The 16,061-nt window shown below is 59.2% G+C and carries 17 protein-coding genes and 1 tRNA gene; 15 read left to right on the top strand and 3 right to left on the bottom strand.

Annotated features, from left to right (window positions below):
- From QM647_RS19085 to nusG, 10 genes are all read left to right on the top strand, one after another.
- A partial coding sequence (locus QM647_RS19085) for a hypothetical protein (protein WP_376855822.1) occupies window positions 1-95 on the top strand: 95 nt, incomplete at its 5' end.
- A gap of 250 nt (window positions 96-345) precedes the next feature.
- Window positions 346-954, top strand: a complete 609-nt coding sequence (locus QM647_RS19090) for a DUF6968 family protein (RefSeq protein WP_414997152.1) — start codon at window positions 346-348, stop codon at window positions 952-954.
- A gap of 37 nt (window positions 955-991) precedes the next feature.
- Window positions 992-1,342: a YbaN family protein gene (locus tag QM647_RS19095; protein WP_414997153.1), complete on the top strand. Its 351-nt coding sequence runs from the start codon at window positions 992-994 to the stop codon at window positions 1,340-1,342.
- Window positions 1,339-1,572 (top strand): DUF2007 domain-containing protein, encoded by a 234-nt coding sequence (locus QM647_RS19100; RefSeq protein ID WP_414997154.1) that lies wholly within the window; start codon window positions 1,339-1,341, stop codon window positions 1,570-1,572. The genes QM647_RS19095 and QM647_RS19100 overlap by 4 nt, the downstream gene beginning before the upstream one ends.
- A gap of 187 nt (window positions 1,573-1,759) precedes the next feature.
- Window positions 1,760-3,943, top strand: a complete 2,184-nt coding sequence (locus QM647_RS19105; RefSeq protein WP_414997155.1) for a DPP IV N-terminal domain-containing protein — start codon at window positions 1,760-1,762, stop codon at window positions 3,941-3,943.
- A gap of 132 nt (window positions 3,944-4,075) precedes the next feature.
- Window positions 4,076-4,906 (top strand): GIN domain-containing protein, encoded by an 831-nt coding sequence (locus QM647_RS19110; protein WP_414997156.1) that lies wholly within the window; start codon window positions 4,076-4,078, stop codon window positions 4,904-4,906.
- A gap of 126 nt (window positions 4,907-5,032) precedes the next feature.
- Entirely contained in the window at window positions 5,033-7,027 is a 1,995-nt protein-coding gene (locus QM647_RS19115; RefSeq protein ID WP_414997157.1) for a DUF3857 domain-containing protein, read from the top strand.
- 191 nt (window positions 7,028-7,218) lie between these two features.
- A tRNA-Trp gene (locus tag QM647_RS19120) sits at window positions 7,219-7,294 on the top strand.
- Window positions 7,295-7,391: 97 nt separating this feature from the next.
- Window positions 7,392-7,703: a preprotein translocase subunit SecE gene (gene secE / locus QM647_RS19125; RefSeq protein WP_414997158.1), complete on the top strand. Its 312-nt coding sequence runs from the start codon at window positions 7,392-7,394 to the stop codon at window positions 7,701-7,703.
- 12 nt (window positions 7,704-7,715) lie between these two features.
- On the top strand, window positions 7,716-8,291 hold the full coding sequence (gene nusG / locus QM647_RS19130; protein WP_414997159.1) for a transcription termination/antitermination protein NusG: 576 nt from the start codon (window positions 7,716-7,718) through the stop codon (window positions 8,289-8,291).
- Between the two features lie 60 nt (window positions 8,292-8,351).
- Here nusG and QM647_RS19135 read toward each other — a convergent pair whose 3' ends face one another.
- Complete coding sequence (locus QM647_RS19135) at window positions 8,352-10,526, bottom strand: copper-transporting P-type ATPase (RefSeq protein WP_414997160.1); 2,175 nt, start codon at window positions 10,524-10,526, stop codon at window positions 8,352-8,354.
- A 222-nt stretch (window positions 10,527-10,748) separates the two neighbouring features.
- Between QM647_RS19135 and rplK the strand changes: the two genes are divergently transcribed.
- Together rplK and rplA are read left to right on the top strand one after the other, a co-directional pair.
- Window positions 10,749-11,177 carry a 50S ribosomal protein L11 gene (gene rplK / locus QM647_RS19140; protein ID WP_090642689.1) on the top strand — a complete coding sequence of 143 codons (429 nt, stop codon included), beginning with the start codon at window positions 10,749-10,751 and terminating at the stop codon, window positions 11,175-11,177.
- Between the two features lie 3 nt (window positions 11,178-11,180).
- The gene (rplA, locus tag QM647_RS19145) at window positions 11,181-11,867 is read left to right on the top strand and encodes a 50S ribosomal protein L1 (protein WP_414997161.1); all 687 of its coding nucleotides are present in this window, start codon (window positions 11,181-11,183) and stop codon (window positions 11,865-11,867) included.
- Between the two features lie 50 nt (window positions 11,868-11,917).
- Here the strand turns inward: rplA and QM647_RS19150 are convergent, their stop codons facing one another.
- Window positions 11,918-12,517, bottom strand: a complete 600-nt coding sequence (locus tag QM647_RS19150; protein ID WP_414997162.1) for a tRNA-(ms[2]io[6]A)-hydroxylase — start codon at window positions 12,515-12,517, stop codon at window positions 11,918-11,920.
- 460 nt (window positions 12,518-12,977) lie between these two features.
- Between QM647_RS19150 and QM647_RS19155 the strand changes: the two genes are divergently transcribed.
- Window positions 12,978-13,904 (top strand): hypothetical protein, encoded by a 927-nt coding sequence (locus QM647_RS19155; protein ID WP_414997163.1) that lies wholly within the window; start codon window positions 12,978-12,980, stop codon window positions 13,902-13,904.
- On the opposite strand, the gene ftrA is transcribed toward QM647_RS19155, so the two are convergent.
- Window positions 13,901-14,884, bottom strand: a complete 984-nt coding sequence (gene ftrA / locus QM647_RS19160) for a transcriptional regulator FtrA (protein ID WP_414997164.1) — start codon at window positions 14,882-14,884, stop codon at window positions 13,901-13,903. The two genes, QM647_RS19155 and ftrA, sit on opposite strands and share 4 nt — an antisense overlap.
- 365 nt (window positions 14,885-15,249) lie before the next feature.
- Here ftrA and rplJ point away from each other — a divergent pair, with 365 nt between their 5' ends.
- Window positions 15,250-15,762 (top strand): 50S ribosomal protein L10, encoded by a 513-nt coding sequence (rplJ, locus tag QM647_RS19165; RefSeq protein ID WP_414997165.1) that lies wholly within the window; start codon window positions 15,250-15,252, stop codon window positions 15,760-15,762.
- Between the two features lie 46 nt (window positions 15,763-15,808).
- On the top strand, window positions 15,809-16,061 hold a 253-nt coding region (gene rplL, locus QM647_RS19170; RefSeq protein WP_414997166.1), incomplete at its 3' end, for a 50S ribosomal protein L7/L12.

Here is a 16,061-nt window from a genome sequence, read left to right on the forward strand (position 1 = left end):
TCACCCCGATCGCCATGGAAGAGAAGCTGCGCTTCGCTATCCGTGAAGGCGGCCGCACCGTCGGCGCCGGCGTCGTCTCCAAGATCGTTGAGTAACCAGGGACTCGTCCCTGGACCCATAACTTATCAGAGTTAGATATGGGTTTGCCTGCAAAGGCAGCGACTGAATAACTTAAACCCCGCCGGTACAAGTCGGCGGGGTTTTTGTTTGTCTATGCCTCTGTGAATTTGTCTTCAAATTCAGGGAAGGCGTGCGCGTCATATGGTGCGTGGCGGTGGGGCTTCTTGCTTTCTTCTGGTGAAGGCATCCATATAATCGAAACTATCAATTGCGACGGATCAGGCGATGCCAGAATTGGATATCAAGGATGCCATGCTGACGCGTCAGTACGAGCTTAAAAATGGCGATGAAGTCTGGCTCTATGTTTGGAAGCCGTTCCATTTCCCAGATGTTCCTGATGAGGAGATTTGCGAGCACTACATGTGCTATTTCCAGATTAAAGGCATCGGGTATGACAAGGTTCGCCGAAGTGTTGGCGTGGACAGCATTCAAGCCCTGATGCTGGCGCTCAAGATGGCGGGTGCCTACCTGTACGCATCTCAAAGCTATAAGACTGGTGATATGACTTACCTTGGCCAGAGAGATTTGGACCTTTCACTATCGGACGGAATGGAAGCTGACAGGGTAAATTTCAAAAAGGCGGATGTGTTAACTTCCCCTGGAGGGGATACGATCATCCGGCTGCCTGATGATAGATTTGCCAGCATTGTCTTTGATGGAAACCGCCTCAACGGTCTGGTTAAATGGCTTGCAGAGGCATCCGATCTCATCGAGTCTGACGACATTACAGGTTTGGAAAAGCTGAAAAAAATTTCAGATGGATTCAACAAAATTCAAGCCTATTACGAAGCTGTTTGTCGCCATGAAAACTTGCATCTGCCCTACGTAAAATAATGCTTGCCCGCGCTAGCATGTGGCCTATGCTCTGCATATGAGAATAGTTTTCATGCTGGCGGGATTGTTTTTTGTCGGGCTGGGCATCATTGGTGCCTTCCTGCCGGTCATGCCGAGCACGGTCTTCTTCATCATCGCCGCTGTCTTTTTCGCCCGCTCCAATCCGGCATGGGAAGCGAAGATCATGAACCATCCCAAGATCGGCCCGCCGATCCGGCGCTTCCGTGAGCGCGGCGCCATCGCCAAAAGCGCCAAGATCGCTGCCGTCACCGCCATGGCCATCAGTTCCGTCATCTCGGCCTTTCTGTTACAGGGCTGGTGGCGCTTTGCCCCCGCCGGCGTCTGCGCCCTGTGCGCCGTGTTTATCCTGACGAGACCGAGTGAATGAAAGAGCTGATACGTGCCAATAATCCGGCCCTGATTTCCTTTGTCGAATCTCTCCTCAAGGAACTCGACATCAATTATTTCGTTGCCGACCAGGCGGTCAGCGCGGCGGAAGGCTCCATTGGAATGTTCCCCAAACGCATCCTGGTCAGCGAGGACCATTTCGCCAAGGCACGCGAACTGCTGATAGATGCGGGGCTGGAGGACGAGCTCCGTTCCACAAAAAATGGATAAGCATCACGGTCTGTGGCCATAGTTGCAACCGCAACAGGCTTGACGCACGGCCGGGCGCGGGGATAGAGTCGGCGCTTCCATTTATGGGGAGTCTGTCTTGATGAAATCCACCCGTCTTCCGTTGATCTTTCCAATACTGTTTTCGGCATCGTTCCTGATGACCACCACGATGATGACGGGAGCCGCCATGGCCGATACGTCCGCCGCTGTCGCCCAGCAAATCGCCCTCACGCCGGAGCGCGTCTTTTCCGACCCGTCGCTCACCGGACCGAGCGCCGTGGGCGTAAAGCTGTCGCCGGACGGTACGCTCCTGACCTTCCTCAAGCCGAAGGAAAACGACCACACCATCCAGGATCTGTGGGCCGTGCCGGTCAAGGGCGGCGAGCCCTATCTGCTGGTCGATGCCGACAGCCTGTCATCCGCCTCCAAGGAACTCTCTGAAGCCGAAAAGTCGCGCCGGGAACGCATGCGCGTGTCGTCGCGCGGTGTCGTGGCCTACGAATGGTCTGAAAACAGCCAGTCGATCCTGCTGCCGCTCGATGGCGATGTCTACATGGTCGATCGTGCCACGAAAAAGGTCACACGCCTGACCGAAACGCCCGGCGACGAGGTCGATGCCAAGCTGTCACCGGACGGCAAGGGCATTTCCTATGTCCGTGATCAGACGCTCTATCTTAAGGACCTGAAGTCCGGCACCGAAACGGCACTGACGCCGAAGGGCGAGGGGACGACCACATACGCCACGGCGGAATTCATCGCCGAGGAAGAACTGGATCGTCACACCGGCTACTGGTGGAGCCCGAAATCAACCCAGGTCGTCTACCAGAAGACCGACGAGAGCGGCGTCGATATCGCCCAGCGTGTCGAAATCGGCGGCGATGGCGTCAAGATCGTCGACCAGCGCTATCCGTTCGCCGGCAAGCCCAATGCCGTGGTCGAGCTGTACGTCAAGACGATCAGCGGCGGCGATGTGAAGGTCGATCTCGGCAGCAATCCGGATATCTATCTGGCCCGCGTCAACTGGGCCAAGGATGGCAAGAGCTTCTACGTCCAGCGCCTCAGCCGTGACCAGAAAACCCTTGACCTGCTTCAGGTCGATCCGGCCACTGGCGGTTCGAAAGTGATCCTGTCCGACACCTCGGACACCTGGGTCGAGCTACATGACGACTTCCGCCTGCTAGCCGATGGCAGCTTCATCTGGTCGTCCGAGCGCGACGGCAACAAGCATTTCTATTACTATGGCGCTGACGGAAAGCTGATCCGTCAGGTGACCCACGGCGACTGGCCGGTCGACAAGTTGGAAGACCTCAACGAAAAAACCGGTGAGCTGTACTTCACCGCCTCGAAGGATACGCCGATCGAGCACGGCCTCTACAAGGTCAGCTTCAGGAAGCCGGGCGAGCCGGTGGCCCTGACCAAGGCAGGCGGCTGGTGGACGGCCAATGTCTCCGGCGGCGGCGCAGCCTTTATCGGCGGTTATTCCGATCCGCAAACCCCGCCGCAGACCGCGCTCTATGACGGCACCGGCAAGCGCTTGCGCTGGATCGAGGAAAACAAGCTCGACGCCAATCATCCATACGCGCCCTACAAGGACGAATACAGCCAGCCGGAATTCGGCGAACTGACCGCGGCCGATGGCGAGAAGCTGGAATATTCGATCCTCAAGCCGAAGGACTTCGATCCGGCCAAAAAGTATCCGGTGATCGTCTCCATCTATGGCGGTCCGGCCGCCAAGACGGTGAAAAAGACCTGGGTGGCGCCGGCTACGCGCCTGTGGCAGGAAGCCGGCTATGTCGTCTTCTCGCTGGATAACCGCGGCACGCCCGGCCGCTCGGTCAAGTTCGGCCGCTCGATCTATAAACACTTCGGCGGACCGGATATCGACGATCAGATCATGGGCGCCAATTGGCTGAAGACCTTGCCCTATGTCGATGGCGATCATATCGGCATCATGGGCTGGTCGCAGGGCGGATTCGTTACCCTGATGGCGATGACGGCCAAGGATACGCCGTTCGCCGCCGGCAATGCCGGCGCACCGCCGTCGCAATGGCAGCTCTACGATACCGCCTATACCGAGCGCTACATGTCCACGCCGCAGGACAATCCGGAAGGCTATGCCGGCGGCGATGTGCTGAACCGCATCGATAACCTCAAGCCGGGTTCGCTGCTGCTGATGCAGGGCATGGCGGATGACAATGTGCAACTGACCAACTCGACACGCGTCATGGCGGCCCTGCAAAAGAAGGGCGTACCGTTCGAACTGATGCTTTATCCGGGCGAGCGCCATGGCCTGAAAGGCAATGAGCGCAACCTGCAGAAGTTCCGCCTGCAGCTCGATTTCTTCAATCGCAAGCTCAAGCCGAATGGGTAATGTTGAAGGGCCGGGGGAGATCTCCGGCCCTTTTTCCTTTTATTACAAACGCTTCATGACAACTAATTAAATTGTATCCTGCGTTACCTGTGTCCAGAATGTGTTCAACACCCTATTACAGGACATCCGATCATGAAAACCTTCGCCCTGATTTCTGCCGCCTCGCTTGTCGCCCTGATGGCGGCCGGCGCCGCCTCGGCCCATACCGAGGTTGAACTGAAGAATATCGCTGCCCGCGTGGTGGTCACGCCGGAAAATCGTTCCGATGTCGAACTGAAAGTGGCCTATGGCAATGCCAAGGTGCCGGTTGTCATGGTCTCGACCCGGGGCAACACTCTGGTGGCCGATGGCAAGCTGCGCGGTCGTCACCTGAACTGCAAGGCCGGTGGCGTCGAGATCGGCGGCATGGGCTCTGTAGCCAGCGCCGACCTGCCGACCGTCTATATCAAGGTGCCGATGGATGCCAAGGTTTCAGCTGGTGGTGCCACCTACGGCAAGCTGGGCGCCAGCCAGTCGCTGGAATTCAGCGAGGGCGGCTGCGGTAACTGGCAGCTCGGTGATGTTTCGGGCAAGGCCGAGGTCAACATCGGCGGCTCGGGTGACGTTTCCCTGACACGCAGCGCCGATGCGGCGATCAATATCGGGGGTTCCGGTAATTTCACCGCCACCTCGGTCAATGCCATCGAAGCCAATATCGGTGGCAATGGCGATATAATGGTGGCGCAGGTCAATGGCCCGGTCGAGGTCAATATCGGCGGCTCCGGCAATGTGAAGCTGGATAGCGGCACGGCGTCGAGCATGGAGGTCAATATCGCCGGCTCGGGTGACGTCCGTTTCGGCGGTGAGGCCAAGTCCCTGGAGGTGAATATCGTCGGTTCCGGCGATGTGCGGGTGAAGTCGGTGACCGGCGATATCCAGAAGTCCGTCCTGGGGTCTGGCAATGTCATCATCGGTCAGTGGTAGATTGCAAGTCTCTTCAACTTCCGCGGTTTAGGCCTTTACAGGGTTAACCCGTATGTTAACGATTAGGGTCCGGTCGGCTTAGACGCTGTCCGGGCCTGAATTTTATCAGCGTTTTGGGGTGGGAACGTGTACGAGGAAGAGGTCAGGCGGCATATCCATTTTGCGCCGGAACCCGACTGGGTAAAGGTGCAGGCCTTCAAACGCCCGGCCACGCTCGATCAATCCAAGGCACCGTTTGGTTTCTATACCTGGCTGGTCGACGACCAGTCGCGGCTGGACCTGCGCCCCCAGCGCTATAACCGGACGATTGAGGAGGTAGTGAACCTATCGGCCATGAATTATCTGGCCAATGTCACCCTGCCGTTCAATCCCTATTATGACGATCTGACCATCCACCACATCCGCATCCTGCGCGGCGATGAGGTGATCGAGGTCGATGTCCAGTCGCGCTATATCGTCATGCGCCGCGAGCGCAGCTTCGAGCGCCTGGTGCTGGATGGCCGCTGGACCCTGGCTATCACCCTGCCGGACGTACGGGTCGGCGATATCATAGATACCGCCATGACCCTGGCCGGTGATCCGGCCTGTTTCCAGGGTGAGTTTTCCCTGCCGGTGATGATGCAGAATGTCGTCTACTGGGACAAGCGCCACGCCCGGCTGCTGGTGCCGCCGGAACGCCAGATCTACATGAAGCCCTTTCCGCTCGGCTGGACCGAACCTACCGTGTCGAAACTGGCGGATGGCTACAGCGAAATCCTGTTCGAGGCCGATCATATCGCCGAATGCGACTACGAACAGGATACGCCAGGCTGGGTCATGCCGGTGAGGGGCGCCTATGCCTCCAGTATCGATAACTGGGGGCGGGTTGGTGATGTGATGCGCGCCGGATTCGAGGGCGATGCCGAGTATCCGGAAGGGCTGCTGGAGGTCATCCGGCAAATCGAAACCGATCACACAGATACGAAGGACCGCATCGTCGCCGCCGTGCGCTGGGTGCAGGAAAGCATTCGCTATTTCGCTTTTTCGTTCGGGGAGGGCGGCTTTGTTCCACGCAGCCTGAAGGAAATCTTCGCGGACCGCATCGGCGACTGCAAGGACGTCTCCAAGATGATCGCGGCCATGCTGACGCGGATGGGCGTGGAAAGCTGGCCGGCCCTGGTCGATACGCGGCGCGGCTTTGACCTGATCAATACTCAGCCGCGCCTGGGTTCGTTCAATCACTGCATCTCCATGTGTGTGCACGAGGGGCGGATGTACTGGTTCGAGGGCACGTCCGACGTGGCGCAGGGCGGCGACCTCGACCACATGGCGCAGAACGATCTCGGCTATGCCCTGATCCTCAAGCCCGGCGGTGATTTGGTCCGCATGATGGAAAAGGCTCCCGGCCTGGATTACGAGGTGCGCGAGGTTATTCATCTGCCTGAGAAGAAAGGGCAGGAGACCCTTATCGAGATTGACTACATCTATCGTGGCGCGCGCGCCGATGGCATTCGGCGGGAACTACGCCACCAGAGCCTGACATCCTACGTCGAGGATCGCTGTGCCCTGTTCAGCTACATCTACGGCATGAACATGTGCGCCATTCCGCAGATGGTTGATGACCGCCGGCTCAACGAGATCACCATCAATACCCTGGTGACCACCGATAACCCATGGCACAACAATGGTGGGGCCAGGGTGTTCTTCAGTCCGGAATCGGGTTTCGACTATGTGCTGGACGAGCCCGAGGGGCGTCGCCGCTTCCCGGTCGATATCGGCGATGTGCGCGAAGGGCGGATCACCACTTTGATAAAGACGGCCTTGCCGCTGACCTGGCCCGACAAAGCGAAGATCTGGGATTTCGGCGGCCTGCGCCTCAGCTTTACGCCGCGCCAGACGGCGGCGGGCTATGAGGCGGTGCGTGATTATACCGTATTGCGTCCGTGGCTGTCGGCCGAGGAGAAGATGGCACTCGATCGCGCCTATACCGAGATCGGCACCTATGACCGCATGAGCATCTGCGTGCCGCCAAAACCGGTAGCGACCTGGCTGTCGGGACTGGCTACGCGCGCGGCGCTGTGGGGCGGTGTGCCCCTGGTCGGCGGGCTGATATGGCTGGCTGTAAGTCTCCTGCACAAGTAGGACCGAAATCATGAATGGACACGAATAAACACCAATATTCGCGTCCGTTCATGGTTCCGCCCGGTAAAAGTCTGTTGGAAACCACAAGAATTTCAAAGATTGCCTGTTGCACGTTCCGTCATCCGCTGATAAACCGCACGCCTCCCATGGGCATGTACGGATTCTGATCCGCACAGGTCCTTGAGAACTGCAGGGGTGTAGTTCAGCTGGTAGAGCGTCGGTCTCCAAAACCGGATGTCGTGGGTTCGAGTCCCTCCGCCCCTGCCATTTTCTCTTTTCAAAGGCTTGAAACCTGGGTTTCGAGCCTCATTTCTGTTGTTTGGAAGCCGCGTCTGCGGTGCTGGCATTGAATAGGCTTTAGACGGTGAAGAAACCTGATACGAAGACGAGAACGGTTGAGCCCGGCCGCAAGGTGGCCATTGGTAAGATCGAACCCGTAAAGGCGCCCGCCGGGGCTGCCGCCGTTGAAAAGGCGCCGAAGAAGCCGTTCAATCCGGTGAAGTTCTTCAAGGAAGTTCAGGTCGAGGCCAAACGCATCACCTGGACCACCCGCAAGGAAGTCTGGATCACCACGGTGATGGTGTTGCTGATGGTCGTTCTGGCCGGCATCTTCTTCTTTGTGGTTGACGGCGCCCTGGGCTTCCTGACCAATTATGTTACCAAGATCGGCCTCTAAGGATTAATTGATATGGCAACCGCTGCACATTCCGAAACGCCGGTTCTCTCCAACCCGAACCACAAGTGGTACATCGTCCACGCCTATTCCAACTTCGAAAAGAAGGTGGCCGAAGCGCTGCGCGACCAGGCCAAGTCTCAGGGGCTGGAAGACAAGTTCTCTGAAATTCTGGTCCCGACCGAGGAAGTGGTCGAGGTTCGCCGCGGCCGCAAGTTCAATTCGGAACGCAAGTTCTTCCCTGGCTACGTGCTGGTGAAGATGGAACTGTCGGACGAAGCCTACCACCTGGTCAAGAATACCCCGAAGGTCACCGGCTTCCTCGGTTCCGGCTCCAAGCCGATCCCCGTGTCGCAAAAGGAAGTTGATCGCATCCTCGGCAATTCGGCCGCCGCAGTCGAGCGTCCGATGCCGGTCCTGTCCTTCGATATCGGCGAGAAGGTCAAGATCACCTCAGGCCACTTCGCCTCGTTCGACGGCGTGGTTGAGTCGGTCGATCAGGAACACGCCCGTCTGCGCGTCTCGGTGTCGATCTTCGGTCGCGCCACCCCGGTTGAGCTGGAATATGCTCAGGTTGAAAAAACGGCTTAAGTTCGCGAACAACCAATATAAAAAAAAAGCGCTCCGGCTTTCCGGGGCGCTTTTTTTGTCTCAAAGCCGGGCCGAGCGCACCCGCAGGGCATTGGCGATCACCGAAACCGAGCTGAGCGCCATGGCTGCCGACGCGATGACCGGCGACAGCTGGAGACCGAAGGCCGGGTAGAGCAGGCCCGCGGCCACCGGCACGCCGATGGCGTTATAGCCAAAGGCAAACCACAGGTTCTGGTGAATATTGCGCATGACCACGCGGCTCAGCCGACGCGCCTTGACGATGCCGTTCAGGTCACCCTTCATCAGGGTAATGCCGGCGCTTTCCATGGCGATATCTGTCCCGTTGCCCATGGCGATGCCCACCGTGGCGGCGGCCAGGGCCGGGGCATCGTTGACCCCATCGCCCGCCATGGCCACCTTGCGTCCCTGCCGGATCAGGTCTTCGATCGTATCGGCCTTCTGTTCGGGCAGCACGCCGGCGCGGACATCATCGAGTCCCAGGGGGGCGGCCGCGGCGCGGGCAGTGGCCTCATTGTCGCCGGTCAGCATGAGGAGGCGCAGGCCCGCCGTGTGCAGGGCCTTGAGCGCTTCCGGTGTCGAGGCCTTGATTGGATCGGCCACTACGATAATGCCAGCGGGCAGGCCGTCCAGCGTCACGCCGATCACGGTCTGACCCTTGTCGCGATAGGGTTGCGCTAATGCCGTCAGGTCCGGCGATTTCCCGGTCAGAGCGGTATTACCCAGCGCCACGGCCACGCCATCGACGCGCCCGGTGACGCCTTTGCCATTCAGGGCGGCGAAGTCCGTGGCCTCCAGCGCTGGCAGGGCTTTTTCTTTTAAGCCCCTGACGATGGCGTCAGCTATCGGGTGTTCGCTGCGCGCCTCCACTGCCGCGGCCAGGGCCAGCAGTCGGTCCGGGGGCGTGGCGCCGAGCGTTTCCACGGCGATCAGTCGCGGCTTGCCTTCGGTCAGGGTGCCGGTCTTGTCGAAGACCAGCGTGTCTATGCGCTCGAAGGCTTCCAGCACGGCGGCATCACGCACCAGTATGCCTTCGCGGGCGGCGCGACCGGTACCGGCCATGATCGACATCGGCGTGGCCAGGCCGAGCGCGCACGGGCAGGCGATGATCAGCACGGCGATGGCGTTGAGCAGGGCCTGGCCGAAGGTGCCGAAAACCAGCCAGACGATAAAGGTGAGGGTGGCGCACAGGATCACCGCCGGTACGAACCAGCCCGAAACCGTATCGGCCACGCGCTGGATCGGCGCGCGCGAGCGCTGTGCCTGACCGACCCGCGCCACGATCTGGGCCAGCAGGGTATCGTTGCCGACGCGAGTGGCGGTCATATCGAAGCTGCCGGACTGGTTCAGCGTGCCGCCGGTGACGGGATCGCCCGGCGCCTTGGCCACCGGCATGGCCTCGCCGGTCAGCATGGATTCATCGATATGGCTGCTGCCTTTGGCCACCACGCCATCGGTCGGGATCTTTTCGCCGGGCCGGACACGCAAGATATCGCCTGCCTGCACCTGCTCTAGTGGAATGGTCTCCTCCACATCGGCCTTCAGGCGGTGCGCCGTGGCAGGCGCCAGTTTCAGCAGGGCACGGATAGCGCTGCCGGTCTGGGCGCGGGCCTTCAGTTCCAGCACTTGCCCGACCAGCACAAGGGTGGTGATGATGGCGGCGGCCTCGAAATAGACATCCGGCCCCATGTGGTCCATATGCGGATAGAGGCCGGTAAAGAGAACAGCCGAGACCGAATAGCCCCAGGCCACCAGCACGCCGAGGGCGATCAAGGTAAACATGTTGAGGTGGCGGCTTTTCAACGATTGCCAGCCGCGCACCAGGAATGGCCAACCGCACCACAGCGCCACCGGCGTGGCAAAGAGAAGCTGCACCCGGACGGACAGCCGCTCCGGCACGAACGACGATAGGCCGAAATGCGCACCCATGGCCAGTATGGCGACGGGGACTGAGAGGCCGGCCGCGATCCATAGACGGCGGGTCATGTCGGCCAGTTCCGGATTGCCGTCGTCTTCCAGAGTAACGGTTTCCGGTTCCAGTGCCATGCCGCAGATCGGGCAGGAACCGGGACCGGGCTGTCGAACCTGCGGATGCATGGGGCAGGTATAGACGACCGCTTCACCGGTCTTCGGTTGAGGCGCCGTCGTCGACTGGGCAGCCTGAGAATGGCAGCAACTGCCGGTTTCGGTCTTGTGGTGATGCCTGTGCTCGTTCATGGTCGCCTGCATCCATATGGGGGTGGGACAGATTGATGATATCGCCGGCATGGCGTCAATGCGGCATTTTTACCTGTAAATCCATGCCCAAACCCTTGCCAAGCCGGGGCAAAGCGGTTATAGCCGCCGCTCTTCATCTTCGGGTGAAGTCAAATCCGTGGGAGGGGAGACCCAGACCACGGCTCACAATACGTTCTCCGGAGCGTTATATGGAGATATCCAATGGCTAAGAAAATCCTGGGCTATATCAAGCTCCAGGTGAAGGCCGGCTCTGCCACGCCTTCGCCCCCCATCGGCCCGGCACTGGGTCAACGCGGCGTCAACATCATGGGTTTCTGTAAGGAATTCAACGCCCGCACCGAAAACGTCGAGAAGGGCACGCCGCTTCCGACCATCATCACCGTTTATCAGGACAAGTCGTTCACCTTCGTGACGAAGACGCCGCCGGCGACCTTCTTCATCAAGCAGGCGCTGAACCTGAAGTCCGGCTCGAAGCTGCCGGGCCGCGATTCCGCCGGTAAGATCACGCGCGCTCAACTGCGCGATATCGCCGAAAAGAAGATGAAGGATCTGAGCGCCCACGATCTCGATCAGGCGACCAAGATCATCGAAGGTTCCGCCCGTTCCATGGGCCTGCAGGTGGTGGACTAAGACATGACCAAGATCGCAAAGCGTATTAAGGCGTGGAACGCCGACGCCAACAAGCTCTACGGCCTGACCGAAGCTCTGGAAACCGTCAAGGCGAACGCCAAGGCCAAGTTCGACGAATCCGTCGAAATCGCCGTCAACCTGGGCGTTGACCCGCGTCACGCCGACCAGCAGGTCCGTGGCGTTGTTAACCTGCCCTCCGGCACCGGCAAGGACGTTCGCGTCGCCGTGTTCGCCAAGGACAAGAAGGCTGAAGAAGCTCTCGCCGCTGGTGCTGAAGTTGTTGGCGCCGAAGACCTGGTCGAAAAGATCATGGGCGGCTTCATGGACTTCGACCGCGTCATCGCATCTCCGGACATGATGGCCCTGGTCGGTCGCCTCGGTAAGGTGCTTGGTCCGCGCGGCCTGATGCCGAACCCGAAGGTCGGCACCGTTACCCCGAACGTCGCCCAGGCCGTCAAGGACGCCAAGGGTGGTGCGGTCGAGTTCCGCGTCGAAAAGGCTGGTATCGTCCACGTCGGCGTTGGCAAGGTGTCGTTCACGGTTGAACAACTGGAAGTCAACGTCAAGGCTCTGGTCGACGCGCTGGTCAAGGCCCGTCCGTCGGGCGCCAAGGGTCTCTATGTCAAGAAGATCGCTCTGTCTTCGACCATGGGCCCGGGCGTGAAGGTCGATACGGCCTCCGCTTCCTAAGTCTTACGACTGAAAAGAATGAAGCCGCTTCAGCAATGGAGCGGCTTTTTTTATGCCGGCGGTCCGGAGTGAAAGCGAAACTCGTTATCCGGCTCGGCCACCAGCGCCTGTTCCACCGGCCGGATAGCCTCGATGCGCCGGGCTATATCCGTGGCATCGCCATAGAGATGCGCCAGCTTGAGATAACCCTGGTAATGGCGCATCTCGCTTTTAAGCAGACCTGAATAGAATTTCCCCAGTTCCTCATCGAGATGCGGCGCGACGGCACCGAAGCGTTCGCAGGATCGCGCTTCGATAAAGGCGCTGATCACCAGGATGTCGGTTATCATGCCGGGTTCCTGGCGTCGCACCAGCTTGCGCAGGCCGGCGGCATAGCGTGAGGCGGTGAGGGGACGCAGGGCAACGCCGCGACGTTTGATGAACTTCATGACCTGCTCGTGATGCGCCAGTTCCTCGCGCGCCAAACGCGCCATGGCCATAACGAGAGCGTCCTTGTCCTGATACTTGGCCATCAGGTTGATGGCATTGCTGGCGGCCTTGTATTCGCAGTTCCGATGGTCCAGCAGCAGGATGTCCTGGTTCTGTACGGCGGCCTCGATCCAGGCCTGTGGCGTGGCCGTGCCCAGGAAGGCGTGAATATCACTCAGCATGGAGACTCCTTGTCCGGCGTCTTTGGCAAAGTCGCAGGCTTAAATCAAGCTCGTGTATTAACGTGCGAAATGCAAATGAGTGGGGATGGCTTGGTATGCCCGTTTACAGGGCTGTGAATAAAATGACGCCAAATCATTACCTTTTATTCACTGGACAGAGCGGTGCATTGGACTATCCTTGATAAGGACAGCATATGTGAAACAATAAACAGTAAAATAGATCATTTAATTTAAAGCGACTATTATCTGTAATTATTGCGCCATTTGCAAAGAGTTTGTCTGAGTACACTTCCTCTCCGGGTTGCCGCAGCTCAGATAAAAACGGGGGAAGGTGTAGGCGCGCCTTCCCCTTACTTATTTGGAACTTCCAATTGCAAAGCTGAATTGTATCGGCCGCGAAATGGCAACCGCTAGAATCAGTCTATCGTTGTGCGTTGATTGCCGGTTGCGGGAGCGCGCGATGTCCGTCTACGAGATGATTTACAAGGTGATGGTGGCTGTGCCTGGCGGCACGGGCGAAATGCAGCAGCAGGTGAAGGATATCATCCGTGGCACCAAGAGCCATAACCGCCAGATCGTCCTGGCCTATCCGCCCAAGGTGGGCGGCACCTTCATGCGTACCGCCCTGATCAACCTGCTCAACGAGAACTACCAGGGCTATCTGTCTCGTGGTTCGTACGCCAATCTTGACCATTCGCGCGATCTCTATTTCCCCACCATCCTGAACCAGCATATCGTACAGAACAGTCGTCCGGCGGCGGCGGTCATGCACCTGCACATGTATCCCAGCCGTCACGTCACCGAAATCATCGAAGCCTTCGATATTCCTGTGATCATCGCCACGCGTGACATCCTCGATACCCTGATCAGCGGCATCAATATGACCGAGGGCATGGAAGACAGTGATGTCTTCATCGACGATTCCATTGTCAGCAATGGCAAGCCTTACCGCGAGATGACGCCGGATGAACGGCGCTATAGCGTCGTCCATAATGTGCCGCTGTGGTATGCGCGCTTCTATGCTCAGTGGCTGCGATATGACCGGGAATGTCAGGTGCAGGGCAAGCGGCCGCCGTTGTGGCTGCACTACGATGAACTGAAGGATGAGCCCCAGACTGTTCTGGCGCGCATGGCGCGGCACGTTGACCCCGCGAACCACTACAGCGAGGAGCAGATCAGCAAGGCTCTGGCGCTGAGCCTGATGAACAAGCCGGCCGTACGTTTCAACAAGGGCGTTTCCGGAAGAGGGCAAAACTACTTTACCCGCGAGGAACAGCAGACCATTTTCGATATCGTCAGCAAGGCCGGAGTCGAAGACCTGCGCCGTTTGGGTGTCCTGAGCTCCGAGGCCCAGCCGACGGCTGCGAAGGAAAAGGCTTCGGCCTAGGCGTTCTGAGGGGAGCGGTTAAAGGTTTGGCGATAGGCCGTGGGCGTGGTGCCCATCTGCTCGCGGAAATGATGGCGCAGATTTGTGGGCGTGCCGAAGCCGGTATGGGTGGCGATCTGTTCGATCGAGATGTCGCTGGTTTCCAGGTGATCGCGCGCCTCGCACAGCCGGACATTAAGCAGCCACCGGGCCGGTGTCAGGCCGGTAGCCTCATTGAAACGCCGTAGAAAGGTGCGTTCGCTCATGCCGGCGCGGCGGGCGAGGTCGGGTATGCGATGATCCTGATGCAGGTTCCGGCGCATATGGTCGAGCAGGGGCGCCAGGCGGTTGCTTTCATATTCAATGGGCACGCTGCGCTCGATATATTGCGCCTGGCCACCGTCGCGGTGCGGCGGCACGACCAGACGGCGCGCCACCATATTGGCGGCTCTTGGGCCGAAATCCCGGCGGATCAGGTGCAGGCACAGGTCGATGCCGGCGGCGCTGCCAGCCGAAGTCAGGACCTGACCCTCATCGATATAAAGCACGTCCGGCACCACCTCGATCTGTGGATAGGCGGTCTTGAGTTGGTCCGTGTATTTCCAGTGCGTGGTGGCGCGCCGGTCCGCCAGAAGGCCGCTGGCGGCCAGCACAAAAACACCGGAGCAGATGCTTAGAACCCGCGCGCCGCGTTTGCAGGCCGTCTGCACGGCAGCGATCAGGGAGGCGGGGACAGGCCGATCGACGGGCCAGCCGGGAATGATGAGGGTGTCTGCGGCGTCAAGAGCTTGCAAATTGCCATTGACATCGATCCGTATGCCGGCCGTTGTGCGTGCAGGCTGGCCCTCCAGGCTTGCCACAGTGAAACGATACCAGTCCGGTCCCATTTCCGGGCGTTCCAGTCCGAATATCTCGACCGCAATGCTGAACTCGAACAGCGGCATGCCATCGAAGGCAAGGAGTGCGACCTGGCGATTTGGGGGAAAGGGTGCGTTTGGCATAATTTTGTTCATAGTGGGCATTTATGCCAGCCTCAAGTAATATAACCGTCACCCCTTGATTTTACGGTGCTTTGCCTGTAAGGAGCGCGCCTCGGCTTGGGAAACCTCGTTTCCCGTGTCGTTCTGTCCGAGACCTTCGGGGATCAGGGGCCGCCTGATCCATAATGTTTGAGAGCCCTCAAACGCCGAATTGAGACGGGACGCGAACCGCCTAACAGAATTCCGTGCTTCCTTAAATGGTCGCGCGCCTCTGTGGTGATCAGCTTCTCATCTGGACAGTAACCTTCACGTTCCATTCGGGACGCGAGGGCTTTTGTTTGTTTTTCGGGATTTCCCGGAAAACGTCACCACCATGGAGGCCAGTAATGGACCGCGCACAGAAAGCCGAGTCGATTGAAGAGCTGAAGAGCGTCTTCGCCGACAACGCTACCGTGGTTGTTACCCAGTATACGGGTATGACCTTTGTGGAAATGTCTGAACTTCGCAACCGTCTCCGCAAGGAAGGCGCCGTTGTGAAGGTGTTCAAGAACCGCCTGGCCCAAAAGGCCCTGGACGGCAAGGTCGGCGAAAAGGGCGATGCCCTCTTCAAAGGCCCGGTCGCCCTGGTCTATTCGGCCGATCCGGTCACCGCCGCCAAGATTTCCGTCCAGTACGCCAAAGAAAATGACAAGCTCAAGATCATTGGCGGCATCATGGACACGGAAGTCCTGAACGAAGCCGGCGTCAAGTCGCTCGCTACGCTGCCGTCGCTCGACGAACTGCGTGGCAAGCTGGTTGGCCTGCTGCAAGCCCCGGCGACCAAGATCGCTGGCGTTCTGCAAGCCCCGGCCGGCGCCGTGGCCCGCGTTATCGGCGCTCATGCCCGCGCGAATGCCTAACTCAGTCATTATCACATCAACACTCTCTATCTTTTAAGGAAAACACATGTCCAAGTTGGAAAAGCTGGTCGAAGACCTGTCCGCCCTGTCGGTTCTCGAAGCCGCTGAACTGTCGAAGCTGCTGGAAGAAAAGTGGGGCGTTTCCGCCGCTGCTCCGGTCGCCGTTGCTGCCGTTGCCGGTGGCGCTGCTGCCGCTCCGGCCGAAGCTGCCGAAGAGCAAACCGAGTTCACCGTTGTCCTGACCGACGGCGGCGACAAGAAGATCAACGTGATCAAGGAAATCCGTGGCATCCGTTCGG

The sequence above is a fragment of the Asticcacaulis sp. genome (genome assembly GCF_047605585.1).
Classification (GTDB): Bacteria; Pseudomonadota; Alphaproteobacteria; order Caulobacterales; family Caulobacteraceae; genus Asticcacaulis.